This is a genomic window from Gardnerella sp. DNF00497B, from assembly GCF_049262725.1.
GTDB classification, from domain to species: Bacteria; Actinomycetota; Actinomycetes; order Actinomycetales; family Bifidobacteriaceae; genus Bifidobacterium; species Bifidobacterium leopoldii.
The window spans coordinates 978,455-999,196 of sequence record NZ_CP058400.1; the positions used below are offsets into that span (position 1 = coordinate 978,455).

The window sequence follows — 20,742 nt, forward strand, 5'->3', positions numbered from 1 at the left end:
TTTACACTGATTTCATATATTATATCAGCATAAACGTATCAAATGCGCAAGCAAATCGTAAAGTGTAAATAGTCAAACCACATTTAACCAATCACAAAGTAGCCAAACAACGCAATTTTGCACCTAATGGCCACTAGTGCCAAACAGAGACATCGCGCAGTACGCAATCTGCACCAGTGTCTCTACTGAGCTTAAAATTGCTCAGCGCAAGCCAAACGAAAGCCAAGCCCAAGCCAGATCAACATCCTCACATAGACACAGTGTAAAGCGAGTAGAAGTAAGCCTTTTGATTCATAAGCTCCTCAAAGCTTCCGCGCTCAATAAGCTCGCCGCTTTTCATCACAAGAATCTCATCATATTGCTTAAGCGAATTGGCATCCAAGCGGTGAGTTACCACGAGTCGAAGAATTCCTTGCAAATTCAAAATAGACTGCGTTACGTTCGCACTTGTCTCGTTATCTAACGCGCTCGTAGCCTCATCAACCAGCAGAATCTCGGACCTTTTAAGCAGGCTTCGCGCAATAGCAATACGCTGCTTTTCGCCGCCAGAAAGATGACTACCATTCTCGCCGCACTGATAATCCTTGCCTTTAGCAGCAATCAAATCATCCAAACCAGCCAAGTGAATCACACGATCCACTTCCACATCAGGGAATGGCTTAAAAAGCGTAATATTATCTAAAATCGAAGCATCAAACATAAACACAGACTGCTGCATAAGAGTCGTCTTATCGTAAAGCGAACTCTTGCTCACATCACTAAGCTCGTGATTATCCAGCTTCACACTACCTTCATAATCCTTGTAGTAGCCCATAAGCAGATTAATCAAACTACTCTTACCAGCACCAGAAGGTCCTACTATCGCGTAAGATTTTCCAGTTTGCAAAGTTAGATTTACATTTTTCAAGACTTTATGATCCGCATCATAAGCGTACGAAACATTGCGCAAAACAACGTTTTTAACAGAATCGTCAATGATCTCGCCAGAATCTTCCTTAACGTTACTCATATAATCAGCCATCTTGCTAATCAGCTTCTTAGCGCCCTTCATCTCGCCGAGCATTTGCGGAAGACTTGCAATAGGCTGAAGTACACCATTCATCAAATTGGTGAAAGCTAACACCATTCCAGCAGTAATAACACCAACATGAGCATTAACCATCCAAGCGCCAACAAGCATCACGCCAAGCTGAGTTGCAAGGCTCGAAATCGTTCCAAGAGCAGAAACAGTAGTCATCGTTTTTTCGCGAAGATTCTTCGTATGCTCAAGCTCCATCGACTGATTCTGATAACGGTTAATCACCTCCTGCTCCGCCTTAAAACTCTTAATAACCGAAACTCCATTCAAAACATCCTTCGTCAAAGCTGTGTAAGACTCATTCGACTTAGAAACCTGCTCCTCTCGAGTGGCAATTCCGCTAGCTGTAAGGATCGAGCACGCCATAGGAAGCACGGAAATAATAAGAGCAATAACAGTGAGCAGTGGACTATAGTAAATCATAAGAGCTAGCGAACTTACCAGCATAAGAACGTCTTGAACAAAGTCAAAAATCTTCTTCAAATACTTTTCTTGAATACGCTCGCAATCATTAGTAAGTACAGAAAGATACGTGCCGGAATTCGCGAGCGAAAAATCACTATAACTCTTCTGTAAAAGCTTCTTGATAACAGACTCTTTATACTGATTCATTGCTTTTTCAAGAAAGCGAGGGTACGAACTGCGCTTCAACGCGAAAATCAGGGAGATTGCCAGCATAAAGGAAACGACAAGCAGCAAAATAGTAGTTAAAGAGTAGGATCCTTTACCTGCCATATAGTCGAAAATAATTTGCAAAATCCAAGAAATAGCAGTGTAAATCATAGACAAGGAAATAAAAACTATCATCGAAAGAAAAGCTACAAGCTTGTTTTCTTTGAAAAATAGTTTTACGTAATTTTTTACGTCGGGATGCAGTTTGGATGATTGCTGATTCGCGGACGATTGCTGATTTGCTGTATTGTCAGTTTTGTTCATTCTCGCTACCTCTCACTTCCTTTATAGCTATTTTCGATATTTCTACTATTTCCTATCTAATAGCATTTTCGTAGCTAGCATTTTCGCTTCTGTTTTGCCGATTCGCCCGCTACAAAACGTTGAAAGCTACACTATCATACTTATCCTGATTGTTCATGCTTATCTACTTGACAACACCTATAAATGGTTAAACACACTTACATGTAATGCTTGTTAGAAATAATAAGCATAGAGTTAAAAAAAAAATCAAATTAGAACGATGGTTTTATACGTGATATCAGCGTAAACGTGTCAAATGCGCAACACTGCTTCAATACAAAGCTCAAGAGCATACGCTTTAGAATCCCCACCCCAATTGCGCTCATCATAATTTTCAACATCATGCAAAGTATCTGCAGTATAAAGAATCTCACCCCAAACAATCTCGCGCATTTGCGCACAAGCTGCTAAAGCAGAACACTCCATTTCAACAACCGCGCATCCCTCCTGCTTACGGTTAGCAACTTTCGTCTTAGTTTCACGGAAAAATCCATCCGTAGTCCACGTCTTAACTTCATGATAAGGCAAATTATGCGCCTGCAAAGTTTGCAAAATAGCATGCCTCGAACGCTCTGAAACATCAACATAACGACTTGGAGGCAAATAATGATAAGAAGTCCCCTCATCCCTTAAAGCTTTATACGGAACCAGAAAAACGTTTTCCGCATAATCAACTAGCGATCCGCAAGAACCAGCACTAACAACTTCACTAACACCGTAAGAAATCAACCAATCTAAGATCTGAACAGCGGCCGGAGCGCCAACCGGGGCCTGTACTAAGCAGATTTTTTGCGTTTCTTCTTCTACTGCGCTGTTTGTATTTTCTCTTACTGTATCTCCTACTTTTTCTTCCAAAACATATATCGGATATTTTTTAGTTGCAGATTCAAAATTTGCTATAATTGTAGCTTTCCTACTTAAAGCATACTGATCAATTTCATCGCCTAAGAAAGCAAAAACCGCTTTAGATGGAAGCTGAACAGAAATATTATCGTGTTTTGGCATTAAAACTGCACTTTTATCGGAATCATACTCTAAAATTGGTAAATTATATTCTGTCATATAATCAACTCCATCCTACAAACCATTCAATCCTATATACAAATACACACATTAATACGCAAAGATCACAAAATGGTCAATTGCTGCAAATTCGCACTTAATGGCCACTAGAGAATCATATTTTCTGCATCATGTCCTGTCTTTTATAAAACCGCAGCAATCGATTTCTGCTAACTCAATAAAGCCAGCTGACTTATAAAAAGCAATAGTTTTTTCAGTACAATCCGTAGTCAATTGAATTTGACGAACATTAGGATAACAATCCACAATCGCCTTTAACAAAGCAGACCCTATCCCCTGCCTTTGATGCTTAGGCAAAACAAGGATATCCTGGATAAGAACAACCGTATATCCGTCGCCAACAGCTCTAACAATGCCAACTAGCTCATCACTTTTATATGCAGCTAAAACCTTGAGCGAATTGTTAAAACCATTTTCCAAAGCAACTAAATCATCTGTGTACGCAGACCAACCAACGGAATCATACAACCTTAAAATATCTTTGCTATTATACTTTTCATACTCTTTTATTTGAACATCTGCTAAATTCATTGACAATAACACCCCCGAATACTGTGCAATCAACGTTGAAACCCTAAATTTTCTAGCGTAATCGCTCAGTATATCAAGTCACCTATCTCTTCTTTTAACATAGGACTTTAATGCACCAAAGACAACCCGTGCATTCGTGTACTACTATAGCGCTTTGACCGAGATTGAAATCATTGGGATTTCAATTCCCTTCAATACAAAAACTCACTTGGATTGGAAGTACTGTGAACCTCCAACGTGAGTTTCGTAAGAGATCTAACTAGCGAGCTTCTCACCGAATTTGTTTATTTAGAGGGTACACAAGTAAATAAAAACAAGAGCACTTCCCCGAATTTGTTTACTTATCAGCTATATAAGTAAACAAAAACAAGCGTCAGTAAACAAAACGGCCTTAACTATCAACTAGTCAAGGCCGCCTCATTTACTTTATAAGACTTTACGAAGCCTTATAAAAGCGCGTAAAACTTCAACTTACGCAAGTAAACACTAGTTATCTTACGAATTTTGCTTCAAACACTCTCCTCAATCGCACAACAGCGAAACCAGCAATAGCAAAACCTAAAGCAGAAATCAACGCAACAACTGAAGCTGACTCACCAGTCTTAGGCATATCTGGAACATGCTTTTCAGTCTTATGCTCAACAACAGGAGATTTCACATATTCATGCGCTGTATTATGTTCATGCTCCGACTTAGGCGCATGAGATAGCTCTTGTTTAGTCTCCGGAGTTTGAGATTCAGGAACTGACAATGGATTCTCCATCCCTGATTCAGGCTCAAAAGGTGCAGGCAAAATTGGATCTGGAGTAGGTGCTGGTTTCAGATTCTTCGTAAAGATGGCATACACAGTCGTATCACTATTTACTATGGTTTTACCAGTAAACGCAGTACCTTTACCATCCGCCTTAGTATTCCACTCTTTAAACGTGTAGCCATCTTTAGTTGGATTCTTAGGCATTGACTGATCTTTTAACGCATCCATATCAATAGCCTTACCAGTTTCCACCTTTACCGTTTGAGTCTTATCGCCATCCTTAAATGTAACCGTGCTTCGAATCTGCTTCCACTGAGCAGTAAACGCAGTATTAGCATTCAACGTATACATATCACCAGGCTTGTAGGCTTTACCAGCAGCATCCACCCAGTTTAAGAACTGATAATCTTCGCGCGTAGGAGCAGCTAATATTTTAATCTTCAAACCTTGCCGTCTTAAAGCACTTATTTTTTGTTTTGCATTGCTAAACGCTCCGCCGTTTGCATCAAACGAAACTTTTGCATTCCACTGTGCGCGAAGTAAAAATACTCCGTCATACAATGGGTCTGTATTAGTGTCGTTATAACTCATCCAGTCGCAACTATAATCAGAAAACAGCGATTTGCTATTCCAGTAGTAGCGTTTGCCTACAATCCCAAGTTTCTTATAAGATTCAGTATTAGGTAACTCGGTAAACCAGCCGCCAAACACCAAATCATCTTTTGTTGGATCAGATGGGAAATCAACACCGTTATTCTTATTGACAAATTTCACAATACTCTTGGTATTACCATTGATATTGCCTCCCTGTAGGTCAAATTTCACCTTCATTTTAGCTAAAGAAATACGTACAGGCATACTACTATCAACAACTACTTGGAACTGAGAATAATTTTTAATTGGTTTAGGATACGTGTAATCAGACTCCCAGGAAAGATGATAGTCATCAGGAAGCTTTGAAGTATCAACTTTAATTGTTACTTTTTCGCCGTTTGCAAAATTGCCAACAGTACGTTCACAGTGACCATTTAATTCTTTCTTAACTTCAAGTTCATGCCCTTGCCCATCGATAACTGTTATAGGAAGTTCTTTCCACATACGTTCCATGTCAGAGCTAAGCTGTCCAAGTGCTCCAGGTGTTGTATGACCTTTTCCTAATTTTTCTGCATAGTTTATAGATATTTGTAGCGGTTGCTTATTCTTATTACTAACTTCAACCGCCTGAGCTGTCACTGTTCCAGCAAAAAGTCCAATCGTAGCTACAAAAGCAACTACCAAATTAATAACTTTTTTTATTATTTTATTATTCATTTTTATTTCCAACCAAACTAATGATTATCGTAATAATAATTTTTATTAATTTTGAAAATTGATATAGCGCAAACGCAAAACCAAAAATGCGTGTAAATATGCAGAACCACTAACCTATTTCAATACAAAATAAACAATGTATAGAGTGGTGAGACGATAAAAATTATGTTACGAAAAAGACAGCATCACGCTGTCTGTCTGTCTGTCTGTCTGTCTGTCTGTCTGTCTGTCTGTCTGTCTGTCTGTCTGTCTGTCTGTCTGTCGAGGATTATATTTTTCATGATCTCAGTTTGTCAACTTCCGTACCGAACTAACATGCCAATTATAACAAACAAACTTAGCAAATTCCAGTATAAGATAACTCACAAATAAACTATCAAATCTGCTAAACAACCAACTCTCAAAAGCAGCAATAACGAAGATACATGAAAGTAACATATAATTTCTTAAAATTAAGTTTGGCAAACATAAAATAGGATCATAAAGCACAAATTAAGATTAGCGAACTTAAATTAAGTTTGACAAACGCAAATCCATTCGCTATAGTTTCCACTTATCACCATTTCGACGAGTAAAGGAGTGCACATGTATCATACAAATATGATGACAAATTGTTGTTGTAACGTATGCTGTTGCGCATTTCTTAATCGAAATGATGTTTTCAAGCACTAACTGTGCATAACATCTAGCCTGTGTTAAAAGCATTTACGTTAGAACACAGCAAATTACGATTTAAGAAACAGCGCGCTGTTTCTTTTTTTATGCCAAAATTCGAATATAAAACGTTGAAAAGATAACAATTTAATACGGATTAGATATTAAACAGATAAATGGCATTTTTTAGAAACAACTAATAAACAACAATCTCTTTATTAATAAAAAATTATTTTTTAAAAATTAAAAATAAACAAAATTAAACAAATTAAATTAAACAAAACAAACAAGTAAGGGGAAATATTATGTCTAACATCTACAAGTCCGTGCAAGAACTCGTAGGTCACACTCCGCTTCTGGAGCTTGCTCACATTGAAAAAGAGTACAATCTAGCAGCAAAAATCCTCGTAAAACTCGAATACTTCAACCCAGCAGGTTCCGTAAAAGACCGCATCGCAAAGCAGATGATTGAAGAAGCAGAAACCACAGGCACAATTAAGCCAGGCTCAGTAATTGTTGAGCCAACTTCTGGAAACACTGGCATTGGTCTTGCAATGATTGCACAAACAAAAGGATACAAAAGCATTATTGTGATGCCAGAAAGCATGTCTATTGAACGCCGAAAACTTATGAAAGCATACGGGGCAGAACTCGTGCTCACACCTGCTGCAGAAGGAATGAAAGGCGCAATTGCCAAAGCGAAGGAAATCGTTGAAAACACGCCAAACGCGTGGACTCCAGGACAGTTTACCAATCAAGCAAATGTGCACGCGCACTACAACACAACCGGCCCAGAAATTTGGCAAGACACTGACGAAAACGTGGATATGCTTATCGCTGGCGTTGGAACAGGCGGCACAATTACTGGTACAGGAACATATTTAAAAGAGCAAAATCCGCAGCTTGAAGTAATTGCAGTAGAACCAGCCGACTCCCCTGTGCTCGCAGGCGGCAAGCCAGGAGCGCACAAGATTCAAGGAATCGGTGCAGGATTCGTGCCAGATGTGCTCAACCAAAACATTTACGATCGTATTGTTCATGTAACAAATGAAAACGCAATTGAAAGCGGCAAGCTTATAAGCAAAAAAGAAGGCGTTCTCGTAGGCATTTCTTCCGGAGCTGCGGTTTGGACAGCAATCCAAGAAGCAAAAAGAGAAGAAAATGCAGGCAAAACCATAGTTGCAATACTTCCAGATTCAGGAGATAGATACTTGTCTACTGCATTATTTGAAAACTAACTGTATTTAGTAGCACTACTATAAACACGCAAGTTTTGATTAAATAATATATGCAAATATTAATTAGTAATTAAAACGAGAAAATAAAGAAAACAAAAAAATACTGGAGATTAATGTATGAATGAGCATCTTGACCTTATAAACAAACTCAATTCAATTCATGATTCTGACATAAGGCAAGCTACATTCATACCTAACTATCACAATATTATTGCGCTCATACATGCAACTCAGGTGTTACTTTTGCCTGAGTTGTATGCACGCAATGTAAGTAACGATACTGCGCAACTCACTGCTACTTTGAATACCGTTACTTCAAACGCGTTAGACACTATAGAACGCATTATATTCCACGAACTTCAATCCTATACAAGCAACTCAATTAAAATTCAAGAAACTTGCAATCAATTCATACATAAACTTCCTACAATTAAAAAGTTACTTTTAACAGATATTCAAGCAATATACGAAGGCGATCCTGCTTGTACAAGCAAAGTGGAAGTAACGCTCGCATACCCTGGTTTTTATGCAATGCTTATTCACCGCACAGCGCACACACTCTACGAACTTAACGTACCGCTAATTCCTAGACTTATGAGCGAATATGCTCACAGAAAAACCGGAATTGACATTCATCCAGGAGCAAAAATTGGTGCATATTTTTGCATTGATCACGGAACTGGCATTGTAATCGGCGAAACAACTGTAATCGGCGAACATGTTAAGCTTTATCAAGGAGTAACGCTTGGTGCGAAAAGTTTTGCGCTAGACGAGAACGGAAATCCTATAAAAGGTGGAAAGCGACATCCAAATATTGGGAATAATGTTGTAATTTACGCAAACGCAACAATCTTAGGCGGAGAAACCACAATAGGAAGCGGAAGTATAATCGCAGCAAACGCGTGGATCAACCGCAGCATTCCTGCAAACACAACCTACCACTTCCCTAAAGTCTAATGCGCGCTAAAATACTGATTCCACTTCTACTATTTTATTTGAACATCTGTTAGATTCATTTACAATAAACATCCAAATATAATAAAAGTGCGCGCTCATAAAAACGTAAAAACGTAAGAACGCGCACTAGCAAGAATACTTAGCAAAAACTAGTAACAGCTAGAACAGCTACTTTTTAAGCTGCACTGGCTCATGATCCCTGCCCATTTTAAACTTAATACCTGCACGCTGCCACATGCGATATTCGCCAACCGCAGTAAAGAGAACATCCGTGGAAGAGTTAAGTGCAGTTTCGCAAGAATCCTGAATAACGCCAATAATAAGACCAATAGCAACTACTTGCATAGCGATATCGTTTGAAATGCCAAATGACGAGCATGCGAGAGGTATAAGCAAAAGCGAACCACCAGCTACACCAGATGCGCCTGCAGCAGAAACTGCAGAAAGCACAGAAAGAATCACAGCCGTTGGAATATCAACGCGAATACCAAGCGTGTGAGCAGCGCACAAAGACATGATAGAAATAGTTATAGCAGCTCCGCTCATATTAATAGTTGAACCAAGCGGTATTGAAACAGAATAATTGTCTTTGTTAAATCCAAGCTTTTCGCACAAATTCATATTTACAGGAATGTTCGCAGCAGAAGAACGCATGAAGAACGCTGTAACACCAGAATCACGCAAAGTCCTAAAAACAAGAGGATACGGATTCTTACGCGTAAGTACGAAAACCAAAATAGGATTAATAATCAAAGCAGTAACAGCCATAGTGCCTACTAACAAAGCAATAACGAAACCATACTCGCTAAAAATACGAAGACCGTTACTTGCAACTGTTGTATAAACAAGACCCATAATGCCAAAAGGTGCTGCGTTAATAATCCAGTGAACAATTTTTCCAATAGCAGATGAAACGTTATCGAAAAATGCTTTTGTAGAAGGCTCGGCTAATCGCAGAGCAACGCCGAAAGCAATCGCCCAGAAGAGGATACCAATAAAGTTACCTTTAACGAGAGCGTCTACAGGATTAACAACAATATTTAGCACAAGTGAATTAAGCACCTCACCAATTCCTTGAGGAGACGGCGAAGAGGCTGCTGCAACATGAGCAAAAGTAAAATCAACAGGGAAAATCATAGCAGCACATACGGCTACAAGGCTTGCAGTAAACGTAGATAGCGCGTACAGCCCTATTACCAATTTCATATTGCCAACACTTTTTGCTTGCGCAAGCGCACCAATAACTAGGCAAAATACTAAAATTGGCGCAACAGATTTAAGCGCACTGACGAAAAGTTTTCCCATAAGATCTAGCACATAGACGTGAGCTGGCACAAAAATACCAAGCGCAGCACCGAGAAAAAGACCAATTACAATGCGTAAAATAAGGTCAATGTTATTCCATTTTTGAACAATCTTGTGCATGAGAGTCTCCTGTATAGTAATTTGTGCAGAATGTTTTATACTCTTTTACGTGTATTAGCACTTGCAAGATTTTATTTTTTAAAGATTATACATAAGGATGCATATATATGCAAATCGTTAAGGTTTAATGTTTCAATGTTTCAATAACTTAGCAACTCAGTGACTAAACACTTCAATAAGTGCTTTGTAAGCAAGATAACTCTTAAAATATAGTAAGCAACAATAACTTCCCGTGTAATCGCAAACTAAAATAGCAAAATGCCTCACTTTGCGTAGTAAAGAAAGACGCAAAGTGAGGCACATTTTACATTAACTTCATTATGCTAATTAACCCAATACTCAGCAAACTTACTGAATACAATTAAGCAAACATTAAGCAGCTCTAAAACTAGCTGATCTGCAATAACCAGACCAGCTAGCAAATATCCTACTTATTACTATGACGAGAAGTACCACGACGCTTAGCCGAGAAAAGCGCAGCACCAGCAGCACTAAGAGTTGCAGCAAACAAGCCAAACACAGACACGTCACTACCAGTCTTACTAAGCTGAGCAACACTACCACTCTTCAACACCTGAGCACGCACAGAAGCACGAACATCAGCCGCATGAGCCTTAGCAGCAGCCAAAGCCTTACGAGCAGCAGAAAGATTCTGAACCGCAGCATCAACCTGAGCCTGAGTAGCGTTAGGATCAGCAGCAACCTTCTTAGCCTCAGCCAAAGCAGCATCAAGAGCAGCCTGAGCCTTAGCAACTTGAGCATCCGCCTGCTTCACAGCCGGATTATTCTCAACAGCTGCATTCATAGCAGCAGAATTTGCGCCATTAGCATTATTAGCGTTAGCGTTGGCAGCATTGGTGTTAGCAGCGTTACCTGCATTACCAGAGTTTGCGCCAGCACCAGCTTTACCAGCTACGTTGGCAGAATTACCAGTATTAGCACCAGCACCAGCGTTACCGTTACCAGCATTTCCAGGCTGCGAATCAGACTCAGCACCCTGAATCTGAATGTTCAGCTCGCCCTTATCCACAGTAGTAGGCGCATTATCATTCACACCATAACCAGCTTCAGAACCAGAACCAGTATCACCAGTTCCTGTATTGCCGGTTCCAGCATTACCAGTTCCAGCATTACCTGTTCCGGCATTGCCTGTTCCAGAACCAGAACCAATATTGCCGGTTCCAGCACCGTTATACTTATTCGCAATACTGTTCTTTGCAGCCTGAAGATCCTTCAACGCAGCATCAACTTGAGCCTGGGTAGCATTAGGATCAGCAAGCACACGTTTAGCCTCAGCCAACGCCTTCTTATATACATCCAAATCAGGAGCTTCACCAAGCAAGTAGGCAAATGACTTGCTAAAGTGAGAATCATCATCAACTTCAGCTTGCAATACCGTCTTATTAACACCATTCAAAGCATCTTTAGCATTCTTAAGATTCTTTAACGCAGTATTAACAAGAGCTTGACGATCTGATTGAGACTTAGCAGCAAGATCCACACCCTTACCAGCAGGATCAGCTAGCTTAGATATAAGCTCCTTCGCATCTTGCAAAGCCTTATTATATGTTTGCTGCTTTTCAGCAGTATCATACGCGTATTTTACAGATTCTTTCACACTGTTCTCAAGAGCAATCTCAGCTTGCAAATCAGTAATATCAACACCATTTAGTGCAGCAGCTGCGGTTTGAAGTCGAAGCAGCGCAACATTAACAGCAGTCTGCTTCTGATCAGGAGTATTCGCTGATTGAGCATTCTCCGCATCAGCAAGAGCAGACTCAGCATTCGTAAGAGCAGTATCATACGCAGATTTCTTATCCTGAACAGCATTCGTATACTGTACGGACTTCTTCAAAGAATCAGCTTTGTCAACTTCAGCCTGCAACTTAGACGTATCTACAGTTCCATTAAGAGCATTAGAAGCATTCTTAAGAGCAGTAGTAGCATCAGAAATTTCTTTCTCTGTTGCACCCTTCTTAGCAAGAATAGTCTGAGCAGTTTGCAAAGCCTGATCAAACGCAGTCTTCTTAGTATCAGAAGCATTCGTGTAAGCAACAGTCTTCTTCTTCGACTCAGCATCAGTCACAGCCGCCTGCAAACCAGAAGCATCATGACCATCTAAACCAGTAACAGCATTCTTAAGAGCAGTGATAGCGCGAGTAATCTCATCTGCTGTTGCACCAGCTTTCTTTACAATGCCTTCTGCAGAAGCTATAGCATCGTCAAGAGCAGCTTGCTTCTCAGTAGAAGCATTCTTATAAGAAACATCATTCTTCTTATCTTTTGCTTCTGTGAGCTTTGTTACCAATTGAGTCTTGTCGTTACCGTCAAGAGCGTTAATGGCATTAGTAAGTTGAGTTAATGCATCATTAACAGCTTTCTGCTTCTCCTCAGGAGTCTTAGCAGCCTCACCAGGTTTTTGAGTTGCTGTAGATTTAGCATTAGCAAGAGCAGACTCAGCCTGTTGCAAAGCCGAATCAATAGCTTGCTTCTTTGCTTCAGAAGCATTCTCATACTTATATGCGTCCTGAGACTTAGGAGTAGTAACACCGGTCAACTTCTTAGCATTATCAACAGCCGTCTGAAGCTCAGCTGTATTAACCGTTCCATCAAGACCGTTTATCGCAGTATTCAAGTTATTCAAAGCTGTGCTGATTTCAGGATCAGTGTGACCGTGAGGAGTCTTAACAAGATCTTCGGCAGTCTTCAAAGCATCATCAAGAGCCTTTTTCTTAGCAGAAGTACCATTCTTGTAAACAACTTCTTGCTGCTTAGCTTTTGCATTGGTGATAGCAGTCTGCAACTCACTCACGTCATTACCGTCAAGATTTTGAACAGCTTGCTTGAGTGCAGTCAATGCATCATTAACAGCTTTCTGCTTCTGCTCACGAGTCTTAGTGGACTGAGTTTTACGAGTCGCTTCATTAAGAGCAGCTTGCGCGTTGCCAAGAGCAGTATTGAACGCAGACTTCTTTGTTTCAGAAGCATTCTTACACTTCGCATTATTCTTCAGAGCATTGTCCTTAGTAACTTCATCTTGAAGCGCCTGAGTATCAACACCATCAAGTTCGTTAATGGCATTAGTAAGTTGAGTTAATGCATCATTAACAGCTTTCTGCTTCTGCTCAGGAGTCTTAGCAGCCTCACCAGGTTTTTGAGTTGCTGTAGATTTAGCATCAGCAAGAGCAGACTCAGCCTGTTGCAAAGCTGTATCAACAGCTTGCTTCTTTGCTTCAGAAGCATTCTCATACTTAGCATCGCCAGCAGATTGAGGGTTAGTCGACTTCTTCAGCTTCTTAGCCTCAGCAACTTTCTGCTCAAGTCCAGTTATATTGACTTTGCCATCAAGAGCAGCTTTAGCAGAATTGATAGCATCAACAGCTTGAGCTACTTTCTCAGCAGTTGCATTAGCATCAGTAAGCACTGCATTACCATCAGCAATAGCTTCATTGTAAGTAATTTTCTTAGTCTGATCTGCATTAATATAAGCAATCGTCTTCTTGAAATCAGCATCATTGTTAATAAGTGTTTGCAGCGCAGACTTATCAACAGTTTTGCCACCGAGATCCTGAACAGCCTTTTCTAATGCCTTCTTAATCTCATCAACCTTGGCACCATCAGCATTCGTACCATTAGTTAGATCAACAAGAGTAGATGCATTTGTTAATGCAGTGTCAAAAGCAGTCTTCTTATCATCTTTATAATCAGGCTTTGCTATAAGAGTAGACTTCTGACCATTAACAAGAGTCACAAGATCCTTGAGCGACTTCATCTTGCCATCAAGCTCTTTAGCCTTAGTAACAACAGCAGTGATAGCGGTTTTCACTTTTTCGATAGTGTCTAAATTACTCTGAGGGTTAGTTTCAGGATTTGCAACTTCTTCCTTAAGAGCCTTCTTCTGTGCATTATTAAGATTCTTAAGACTATCTATTGCAGCATTCGCATCTTTTCTAGTCTTTGCAAGCTCAACTTCCTGAAGAATAGAATCAATGTCTTGTATAGAGTCGGTATTTTTATCATCCAACTTCGTATTGAAGTTCATAGCTTCTTGATCAGTAAGATCACCATTCTGCTTCAACTCAGCAATCTTCTTCTTAGCAGCAGCTTTAGCATCCTCAAACTCAGCATTGTTGAGAATCTCTGCAACTTTATCAAGATTTCCAGCGTTACCAATTTCACCCTGATACTTCTGCTTATCCTGTTCGCTGAGATTATTCAGCTTACTAATCTTGTCTTTAGCAGCAGCCTTAGCAGCATCAAGACCATTGTTATTATTGCTATCAGCAGCAGCCTGATTCTGATTGCCCTTTAGTGTAGCATCATCTTTGGCTTTTTTTACATCTTCAGCATTCTGAGCTTCACTAACTTGCTTAATAAACTGCTCTTTCTCCTCAGGCTTGAGTTTGTCATTCCCGTTAATTTCATTAATAGCAGCCTGCTTTTGCTTCTCAAGTTCAGCTGTCTTCTTAGCTTCTTCAGCCTTGCCTGCGTCTTGATGTTCTTGCTGATTCTGAGTTTGTATATCAGTATCAACCTTCGCATCATCTTTCTGCTGCTGCTGTTGCTTCTCCTGCTCAGCCTGCTGATCAGCTTGTTGCTGCTGCTTATTATGCTCTTCCTGCTTCTTTTGATCCTGATCCTTTTGGAACTCGTTTATCTTTTCGCGAATCTTTTCGGGATCAGTCTCATTACCAATCTTCTTATCAAGTTCAGTCTTTTGCTCAGGAGTCAAACCAAGATTATTCTTAGCATCATTAATCTGCTGTTGAGCATCTTTCTTTTTCTTCTCATCTTTACCATGCTTATCAGCAGACTTAATAATCTTGTCTACATCTTCTGGCTTAGTAATATTGTTGATTTCACCTTGATGATCTTCCTTGAACTTCTTAATCTCTTGATCATTCAAGCCATTTTTCTTAAGAATCTTGTCAATAAGATCATTAGCTTCCTTTTTAAGCTCTTTAGGATTAGGAGCGGCAGAATCTGAAACGAAGCAATCATCTGCAGAAAGCATAAAAGCAGTTTCCTGACCAAAGTTGCCATTCTTCTTAATCTCTATAGAATTACCTTGATATATTGAAACAATACCATTCTGACCAAAATTTCCATTGGATAACGTTAGATTTGAGCCGCTTTTGGTATGCCACTTATCCTTATATTTATATAGCTGCATACCATTTCCTATGTTATCGCCAGTAGTATTCAGCTTATCTAATAAACCGCTAGTGCCATTAATAAATCTATCAGTTATTGCGGTTTGTCCTTGATTAGCTTCCCAGTTATCTTGTACAAACTTGCGAACAAACTTATGCCAATCATCTGAAGTAAGCTTACTTTTATCTTTAACAGCAATCTTAGTGATGTTATATTTGTAACCATTCCTGCTAGCATTTTGCATCGTTGGATTTTCTGGATTCCCCTTGGTGTATACCAATTCAGAGTAGTCGAAGGTAGAAGTTGAATCATCATTAAACTTAACAGTCATAGTATGCGTATTATCATCAAATGTGATAGCACTATTTTCATTCTTACCTTTTAGCTTGCTTTGAAGCTCATTATTGGCTGTTAAGATAGCTTGCCTAATAGTTGACTGTTCTTTTTCTTGAATCTTCTTAGCATCTTGTACAGGTGTACGAGCTGGAAGCGTAATGTAAGTAGTCTCATTAAGCTTCTTCGCTTGATACACCAGCTTGCCGCCATCGAGCTTATCAGTAGACTTATCAGTATAAGTGATAGTCACGTTGCCTTTATTATCTACTGTAATAGATTTCTTAGCTTCTTCTAGATTGTTAGGCTTACCAATTGCATCTATGAAGTCAGCTTTAGTTTTATTGGCTTCATAAACTTTCTTCACAAGTTCTGTTTGCTCACCTTGAGTCAACCCTTGTGGGTTTCCAACAGCCATTGGAACTGGATAGTACGGTGTAAACTTATCCGCAAGTGAACGCTGCTTCTTTACAAGATATTTGCCTTCAATTGTCTTAGTGGAAGGAGTGCCAATTTTATCATCAAACGTGATAGTCGCTTTGCCGTTAGCATCAACAGTTACACTCTTGATATTCTTATCTTTATTAGCATTCTTAATAGCATCTTCAACTTGCTTCTTCTCTGACTGATCAAGAGCAGTTGGATTCTTCACAGAAGTCAAAGCTGGATACGTAATTTTTGTGCGCTCTGACAATGGCACGTAGCGTTTAGTCAGATTCTCCTTAAAAATAGTATCCGTAGAGTTATCTTTGTACGTTACCGTTGCGCTACCATCGTTATTGACTTTTACAGCCTTCTTGAAAGCCTCTTCAGTAGGAACTTCCGGCATATCTTTAAGCTTTTTCAGTACATCAGCATTATTCTTATTAGCTTCCCACAACTTTGTAAGAACATTATTCTTTTCGTCTTGTGCAAGGTTCTTGCCATATTTCGAAGAATCAACCTCTACTTTATCTTTAGGATAAGTAAGCTCTAATTCCTTGGAATACTCTGGCAATGTCGGCGCAAGCGCAACCTTACCAACAGTGTAATGCCAGTTACCCAGTACCTGATACACACCTGCAGCAAACTTCAAAGGCTCCGTTTTATTATTCAGTTTAATAACGAAGCTAATCTTAGATCTTCTATTGCCTCTACTCTCCCAGTTAATAATCAAAGCGCTAGTAGCATTCTTATACTCCCTAGAAGTACCGAGAGTATTACCAGATTTATCATAACCGCCGGCTTCACCGGTCATTCTTTCCCAGTTACTCTTAAATTCAGCACCTTGCTCTTTATTATTATCAAACCAGAAACGGCTTACAGACCGATCCCAAGTAGCCTTTGTATATTGTGTACCTGTTTTTTGAGAAGCCGAACCACCAGTCAACTCTTCGTCCTTATACAAAGTAATGCTATCGTCTACAATCGTGACGTCCTTAGGCACGCTCGCCCACCAGAATGGTCGACCGCCCCACCATTCACCATGAGAATTAAACTGGTACTCAACCTTATAGTACTGACCGAATGTTGCCCTATCAGCCTTGTCTTTATCAGTTTCCTTATTCTTATCACAAGGAACTGCGTTAATATCTACGTATTTCTGCACCTTCGCAGAAGAATCACGATTCGCATACCTATAGCTACCATCAGGAAGATTAAAACCATTAGCCCAAGCTTGATGAGTTGGCAAACCAGCACCACAAGCAAGCAAGCTTGCCAATGTTGCAGTCACAGCAATTTTCGGTAAACGTGAAACCGCATACGACTTACATGCTTCTAAACGAGTTCCACTTATCTCTTTCGCCATTGAACGAAGTGTACTCGGCTTCAAATACGCGTAATTCTTAGACACATGTAAAGCGTTTTTAGCAGCTTGTGTTTTCTTAACCATTAGCAGTCCTCACTTGTATATTTTCTCTTCAACTCGCTCTGCAGACATAAACTCACATCTTGTAAAAGAGCTTGTTAACAGAGCAAAGGATACCCCCCCCCCCGCGTAATAATTCAAGTAATATAGGCAAAAACTACCATGTGATTAAGGTCATAACTATATTCAATATTAAATATTACAAATAATCATGCGAGCGCCGCATAGCTGGTATTCGGCAACTGTGGTAAAACAGCCAGCAAACCGGCAGTAAAAATCAGCGCAAGTATAGGCAACAGATGCCATTGGAACGTAGACGAGAATGCAAATCCAATCCAAGATCCAGTAGTAGCACCAATCGCAAACGCAAGGCGCGCCCAACCAGAAAACTTAGCGAGCGCACTTCCTTTGAACAGAATCTGACGCGCAACAATAATCGGCTCCACCAACAACATTCCACCAATCGATTCAAGGAAGAATGCAACCCACATTATTGGCAAAAGACTACTAAACATAAAGCAATAAGCAAGCAAGCTCACAACAATTCCTAAAACCGCTATTTTTCTTAAACCGAGTTTTTGAGACGAATGCGCATATAAAACGGACGCAAGCACGCTTCCTACGCCACTGAAAATATACAGTATTGTTAAGGATTTAGAGCCATATTGCTTACCAAGACCAAGAAGAATATAAGAAACAGAGCATGCAGGAATAAAAGCAACCAAAAGAGATCCGGCAAGAAGCATGATTTTACTCTTGAACGATGGATTCGCAGATTTCTTAATAGTAGATTGATTATCTGCAGATTTGGAATCTGCTTTATTTTCCAGTTCCGTCTGCTTTTCTTGATTTTCTTGCGATTCTGACGATTCATTCTCTACATCTTGCAACGCTTCCTCTTCTGCACAAGACGCTTGCGAAATATCTTGTTTCATAATAAATCGCGTAGCACAAGCCGCAAAAGAAGTCACGGACGAGAAAATCAAAACCGCAGGAATCGACCAGCTTGCAATCCAAGATCCAAGCGGAGAGCCGAGCAAGGTTCCTGTAACACTCGCCAAAACGCTCACAATGCCGCTGTAGTTTATAATCATGCCGTCATCGCCGCCGGCAGCATCAACCTCGAAAACTTCGCTAGCAATATCAATAACTTGCCCAGTAATCAACAACGCGCAAGAAAGAGCCACAAGCGACCACTTCCACGCAGGAGAGCCAAGCATAAGAAGCGGTAGCAAACTTAGCACGCCTTCTACGCCTTCAGTCATAGCAAGAGCGCGAAAACCGCCAAGCTTATCAACTATCCAACCAGAGCATGGCGAAAGAAAATCGGCAACCGTCATAAAAGTCTTACGAAAACCAATCACCCAAGCCGGCAAGCCAACAATAATAATCGAAGGCAAAACCGAGCCTTCATACGCCTGATTGCCGAGCATAGAAAAACAAAAGCCAACAAGCGCCCATCGCAATGCCGGACTAATAGATCTCATACGAATAAAAATATTATCTTTGCTAAAAATCGTCTTCACAGCAACTAACTCTCCCCTAAAAACTTTTTCAAAATAATGCAAACTTACATAACTACTCGCATGATTACTTGCAAATTGCTATCCAACTTAAATAATTCACTACAAACTACACAAATCCAATAGCTTATTTGACAAATTTGATAACACTATACTCTCGTTTAAAAAAAAAGCAAAATTTGCATCTAAAGCCCTGAGAAACCATCCTAAAACTACTACGAGTTTCTCCACTAGCAATCACAAATAAGAGACTTGATAATGCTCAATCTCACCTTGCCTAGTAGGCGTCCAAGACAATTGTAAACAGAGAGTTGTTAATTTTTTTGTTCAATAATTTTATCGGTAAATGCCTTTAAAAATTCTCTAGAATTACTCCAGCCTACGCCATTGTTTAATCCCGAGAAATCAAAACCAGATATTTCATCTAACGCTTTACTACAAACCCATTCATACATCCCAGCCTCTTTGCTTTTATATATTATTAGGAATAATGGTTTCATTGCTTTTTTACCCAACGACACAACACTCTTGTATTGTTTAGAATATATTACATCGTTATACCATTGTCCTGTCAGCCAATGGTATTTATCTTTGATCCCCTTTTCACCGATCTCGTCGCATAGATTTTGTAATTGTTTAGCCACATATGTGAGAACCTTTTCATCTATGTTTTTTATGAGCAAGGTTTCATCAACACCATTTTTACTTACCTCTTTCCAGTCAACATCTTCATTATTTTCTGAGTGTTTTTCATTCCTTGCAGACTTTTTATTTTCTGTTTTTACTTCTCTATTATTATCGCTAAAACTATTTTGATTCTTACAACCTGAAATAAGTGACATAATGCAAACTACCACAGTCAAAAAAGCATAATACTTGATATGCTTCATTTATGCCTCCTCTACAACTTAATCTTTACCTAATTGCAGCTACGATTATCATGTTCAATTTTCACTCTGTTATTCACTATCATCTGCCCAATATTCATTCATCTCGTAGTACAAATCATCTTTGAGTCTAATAAAACTGACGGGATGTAAATTATGGACAAAGAATGCATATATGCAATCTACAAAATAATTGTAGCTAAAAATCATCCGATAATCCACAGGATCTTATTTCCATACATAAACAGATGTATAGGCAAAATAAGTGCACTTTTTAACGATAGGAAAGGCTATCGTTAAAAGGTTTAAGATTGGCTTGATAACTTGATTTTTGAGCATAAAAACATCCTAGAAGCACCCCTAGGCTGGATTTTCAACATTCCAAATGCTCACATTCTTTCGACTTTTACGGAGCCGAAGCTTAAATCAAAAAGACTTGAATACTATCTTATTAAGAATGAGAGAATCCCTGAGCTTGCCATTTATTCTTTTGATTCAGGTGAACGTTTTGAGCCTGATTTCATACTCTTTATTCGTGAGAAAGAGTATGAGGATGTTAAAAACATATCAAGCATATGTTGAGCCTAAAGGTAGTCAACTTTTATTTGAAGATGAGTGGAAAGAAAAATTCTTAGGGCAGATTGAGAACAACTACAAGATTAACGATATTTTAGGAAGAGGATACAAGATTATAGGTCTTCCATTCTTTAATCAAGAAAACAGAATGTCTGAATTCGATAAAGCACTAAACGATTTAGTATCAAAATTATAGTGAGGTAATGAACTACAACATTTGTTCAGCGATTACCCAATCACAAATCTGCAACACACCATAAGACGTATTACAGATTACGAAAATAATAAAAAATTTTCGAAAAATATATGTTGTTATAACATTTCGCAAAAAATTTTCTTTTAGAGCACCCCCCCCCCCGTAGGAAATTTTACAGTTTAAACTAATTTAAAACTGAAAAATATCATGAAAAATAA

General features: G+C 39.3%; 11 protein-coding genes. 3 read left to right on the forward strand and 8 right to left on the reverse strand.

Going from position 1 to position 20,742, the window contains the following annotated elements; all coding sequences use genetic code 11:
- Positions 1 to 247: 247 nt before the first annotated feature.
- The 4 genes from HXT26_RS03580 to HXT26_RS03595 form a co-directional block, all read right to left on the reverse strand.
- Positions 248 to 2,014: an ABC transporter transmembrane domain-containing protein gene (locus tag HXT26_RS03580; protein WP_174164090.1), complete on the reverse strand. Its 1,767-nt coding sequence runs from the start codon at positions 2,012 to 2,014 to the stop codon at positions 248 to 250.
- Between the two features lie 291 nt (positions 2,015 to 2,305).
- Positions 2,306 to 3,115, reverse strand: a complete 810-nt coding sequence (locus HXT26_RS03585; RefSeq protein WP_422111882.1) for a nucleoside phosphorylase — start codon at positions 3,113 to 3,115, stop codon at positions 2,306 to 2,308.
- 129 nt (positions 3,116 to 3,244) lie between these two features.
- Entirely contained in the window at positions 3,245 to 3,667 is a 423-nt protein-coding gene (locus tag HXT26_RS03590) for a GNAT family N-acetyltransferase (RefSeq protein ID WP_004119964.1), read from the reverse strand.
- Between the two features lie 490 nt (positions 3,668 to 4,157).
- The gene (locus HXT26_RS03595) at positions 4,158 to 5,732 is read right to left on the reverse strand and encodes an InlB B-repeat-containing protein (protein WP_174164092.1); all 1,575 of its coding nucleotides are present in this window, start codon (positions 5,730 to 5,732) and stop codon (positions 4,158 to 4,160) included.
- Positions 5,733 to 6,691: 959 nt separating this feature from the next.
- Here HXT26_RS03595 and cysK point away from each other — a divergent pair.
- Positions 6,692 to 7,624, forward strand: coding sequence for a cysteine synthase A (gene cysK, locus HXT26_RS03600; RefSeq protein ID WP_116971440.1), 933 nt, complete (start codon positions 6,692 to 6,694; stop codon positions 7,622 to 7,624).
- Positions 7,625 to 7,741: 117 nt separating this feature from the next.
- Entirely contained in the window at positions 7,742 to 8,581 is an 840-nt protein-coding gene (gene epsC, locus HXT26_RS03605) for a serine O-acetyltransferase EpsC (RefSeq protein WP_422111883.1), read from the forward strand.
- A gap of 168 nt (positions 8,582 to 8,749) precedes the next feature.
- On the opposite strand, the gene sstT is transcribed toward epsC, so the two are convergent.
- The 4 genes from sstT to HXT26_RS03625 all read right to left on the reverse strand — a co-directional run bounded on the left by sstT (position 8,750) and on the right by HXT26_RS03625 (position 19,755).
- Positions 8,750 to 10,006: a serine/threonine transporter SstT gene (gene sstT, locus HXT26_RS03610; RefSeq protein ID WP_064621988.1), complete on the reverse strand. Its 1,257-nt coding sequence runs from the start codon at positions 10,004 to 10,006 to the stop codon at positions 8,750 to 8,752.
- A gap of 427 nt (positions 10,007 to 10,433) precedes the next feature.
- Positions 10,434 to 17,366 (reverse strand): GA module, encoded by a 6,933-nt coding sequence (locus HXT26_RS03615; RefSeq protein ID WP_422111884.1) that lies wholly within the window; start codon positions 17,364 to 17,366, stop codon positions 10,434 to 10,436.
- 185 nt (positions 17,367 to 17,551) lie between these two features.
- Complete coding sequence (locus HXT26_RS03620) at positions 17,552 to 18,868, reverse strand: MFS transporter (protein WP_410294772.1); 1,317 nt, start codon at positions 18,866 to 18,868, stop codon at positions 17,552 to 17,554.
- Between the two features lie 311 nt (positions 18,869 to 19,179).
- On the reverse strand, positions 19,180 to 19,755 hold the full coding sequence (locus tag HXT26_RS03625) for a hypothetical protein (RefSeq protein ID WP_410294771.1): 576 nt from the start codon (positions 19,753 to 19,755) through the stop codon (positions 19,180 to 19,182).
- Between the two features lie 544 nt (positions 19,756 to 20,299).
- On the opposite strand from HXT26_RS03625, the gene HXT26_RS03630 reads away from it, so the two are divergent.
- Positions 20,300 to 20,524 (forward strand): hypothetical protein, encoded by a 225-nt coding sequence (locus HXT26_RS03630; protein ID WP_241760354.1) that lies wholly within the window; start codon positions 20,300 to 20,302, stop codon positions 20,522 to 20,524.
- Positions 20,525 to 20,742 lie beyond the last annotated feature (218 nt).

Bases quoted from the DNA above. Each gene is read 5' to 3' on its own strand.
- HXT26_RS03585 (WP_422111882.1), bottom strand. From the start codon at position 3,115: ATGACAGAATATAATTTACCAATTTTAGAGTATGATTCCGATAAAAGT.
- epsC (WP_422111883.1), top strand. From the start codon at position 7,742: ATGAATGAGCATCTTGACCTTATAAACAAACTCAATTCAATTCATGAT.
- HXT26_RS03630 (WP_241760354.1), top strand. From the start codon at position 20,300: ATGAGGATGTTAAAAACATATCAAGCATATGTTGAGCCTAAAGGTAGT.
- HXT26_RS03595 (WP_174164092.1), bottom strand. From the start codon at position 5,732: ATGAATAATAAAATAATAAAAAAAGTTATTAATTTGGTAGTTGCTTTT.
- cysK (WP_116971440.1), top strand. From the start codon at position 6,692: ATGTCTAACATCTACAAGTCCGTGCAAGAACTCGTAGGTCACACTCCG.
- HXT26_RS03590 (WP_004119964.1), bottom strand. From the start codon at position 3,667: ATGAATTTAGCAGATGTTCAAATAAAAGAGTATGAAAAGTATAATAGC.
- HXT26_RS03625 (WP_410294771.1), bottom strand. From the start codon at position 19,755: ATGAAGCATATCAAGTATTATGCTTTTTTGACTGTGGTAGTTTGCATT.
- HXT26_RS03615 (WP_422111884.1), bottom strand. From the start codon at position 17,366: ATGGTTAAGAAAACACAAGCTGCTAAAAACGCTTTACATGTGTCTAAG.
- sstT (WP_064621988.1), bottom strand. From the start codon at position 10,006: ATGCACAAGATTGTTCAAAAATGGAATAACATTGACCTTATTTTACGC.
- HXT26_RS03580 (WP_174164090.1), bottom strand. From the start codon at position 2,014: ATGAACAAAACTGACAATACAGCAAATCAGCAATCGTCCGCGAATCAG.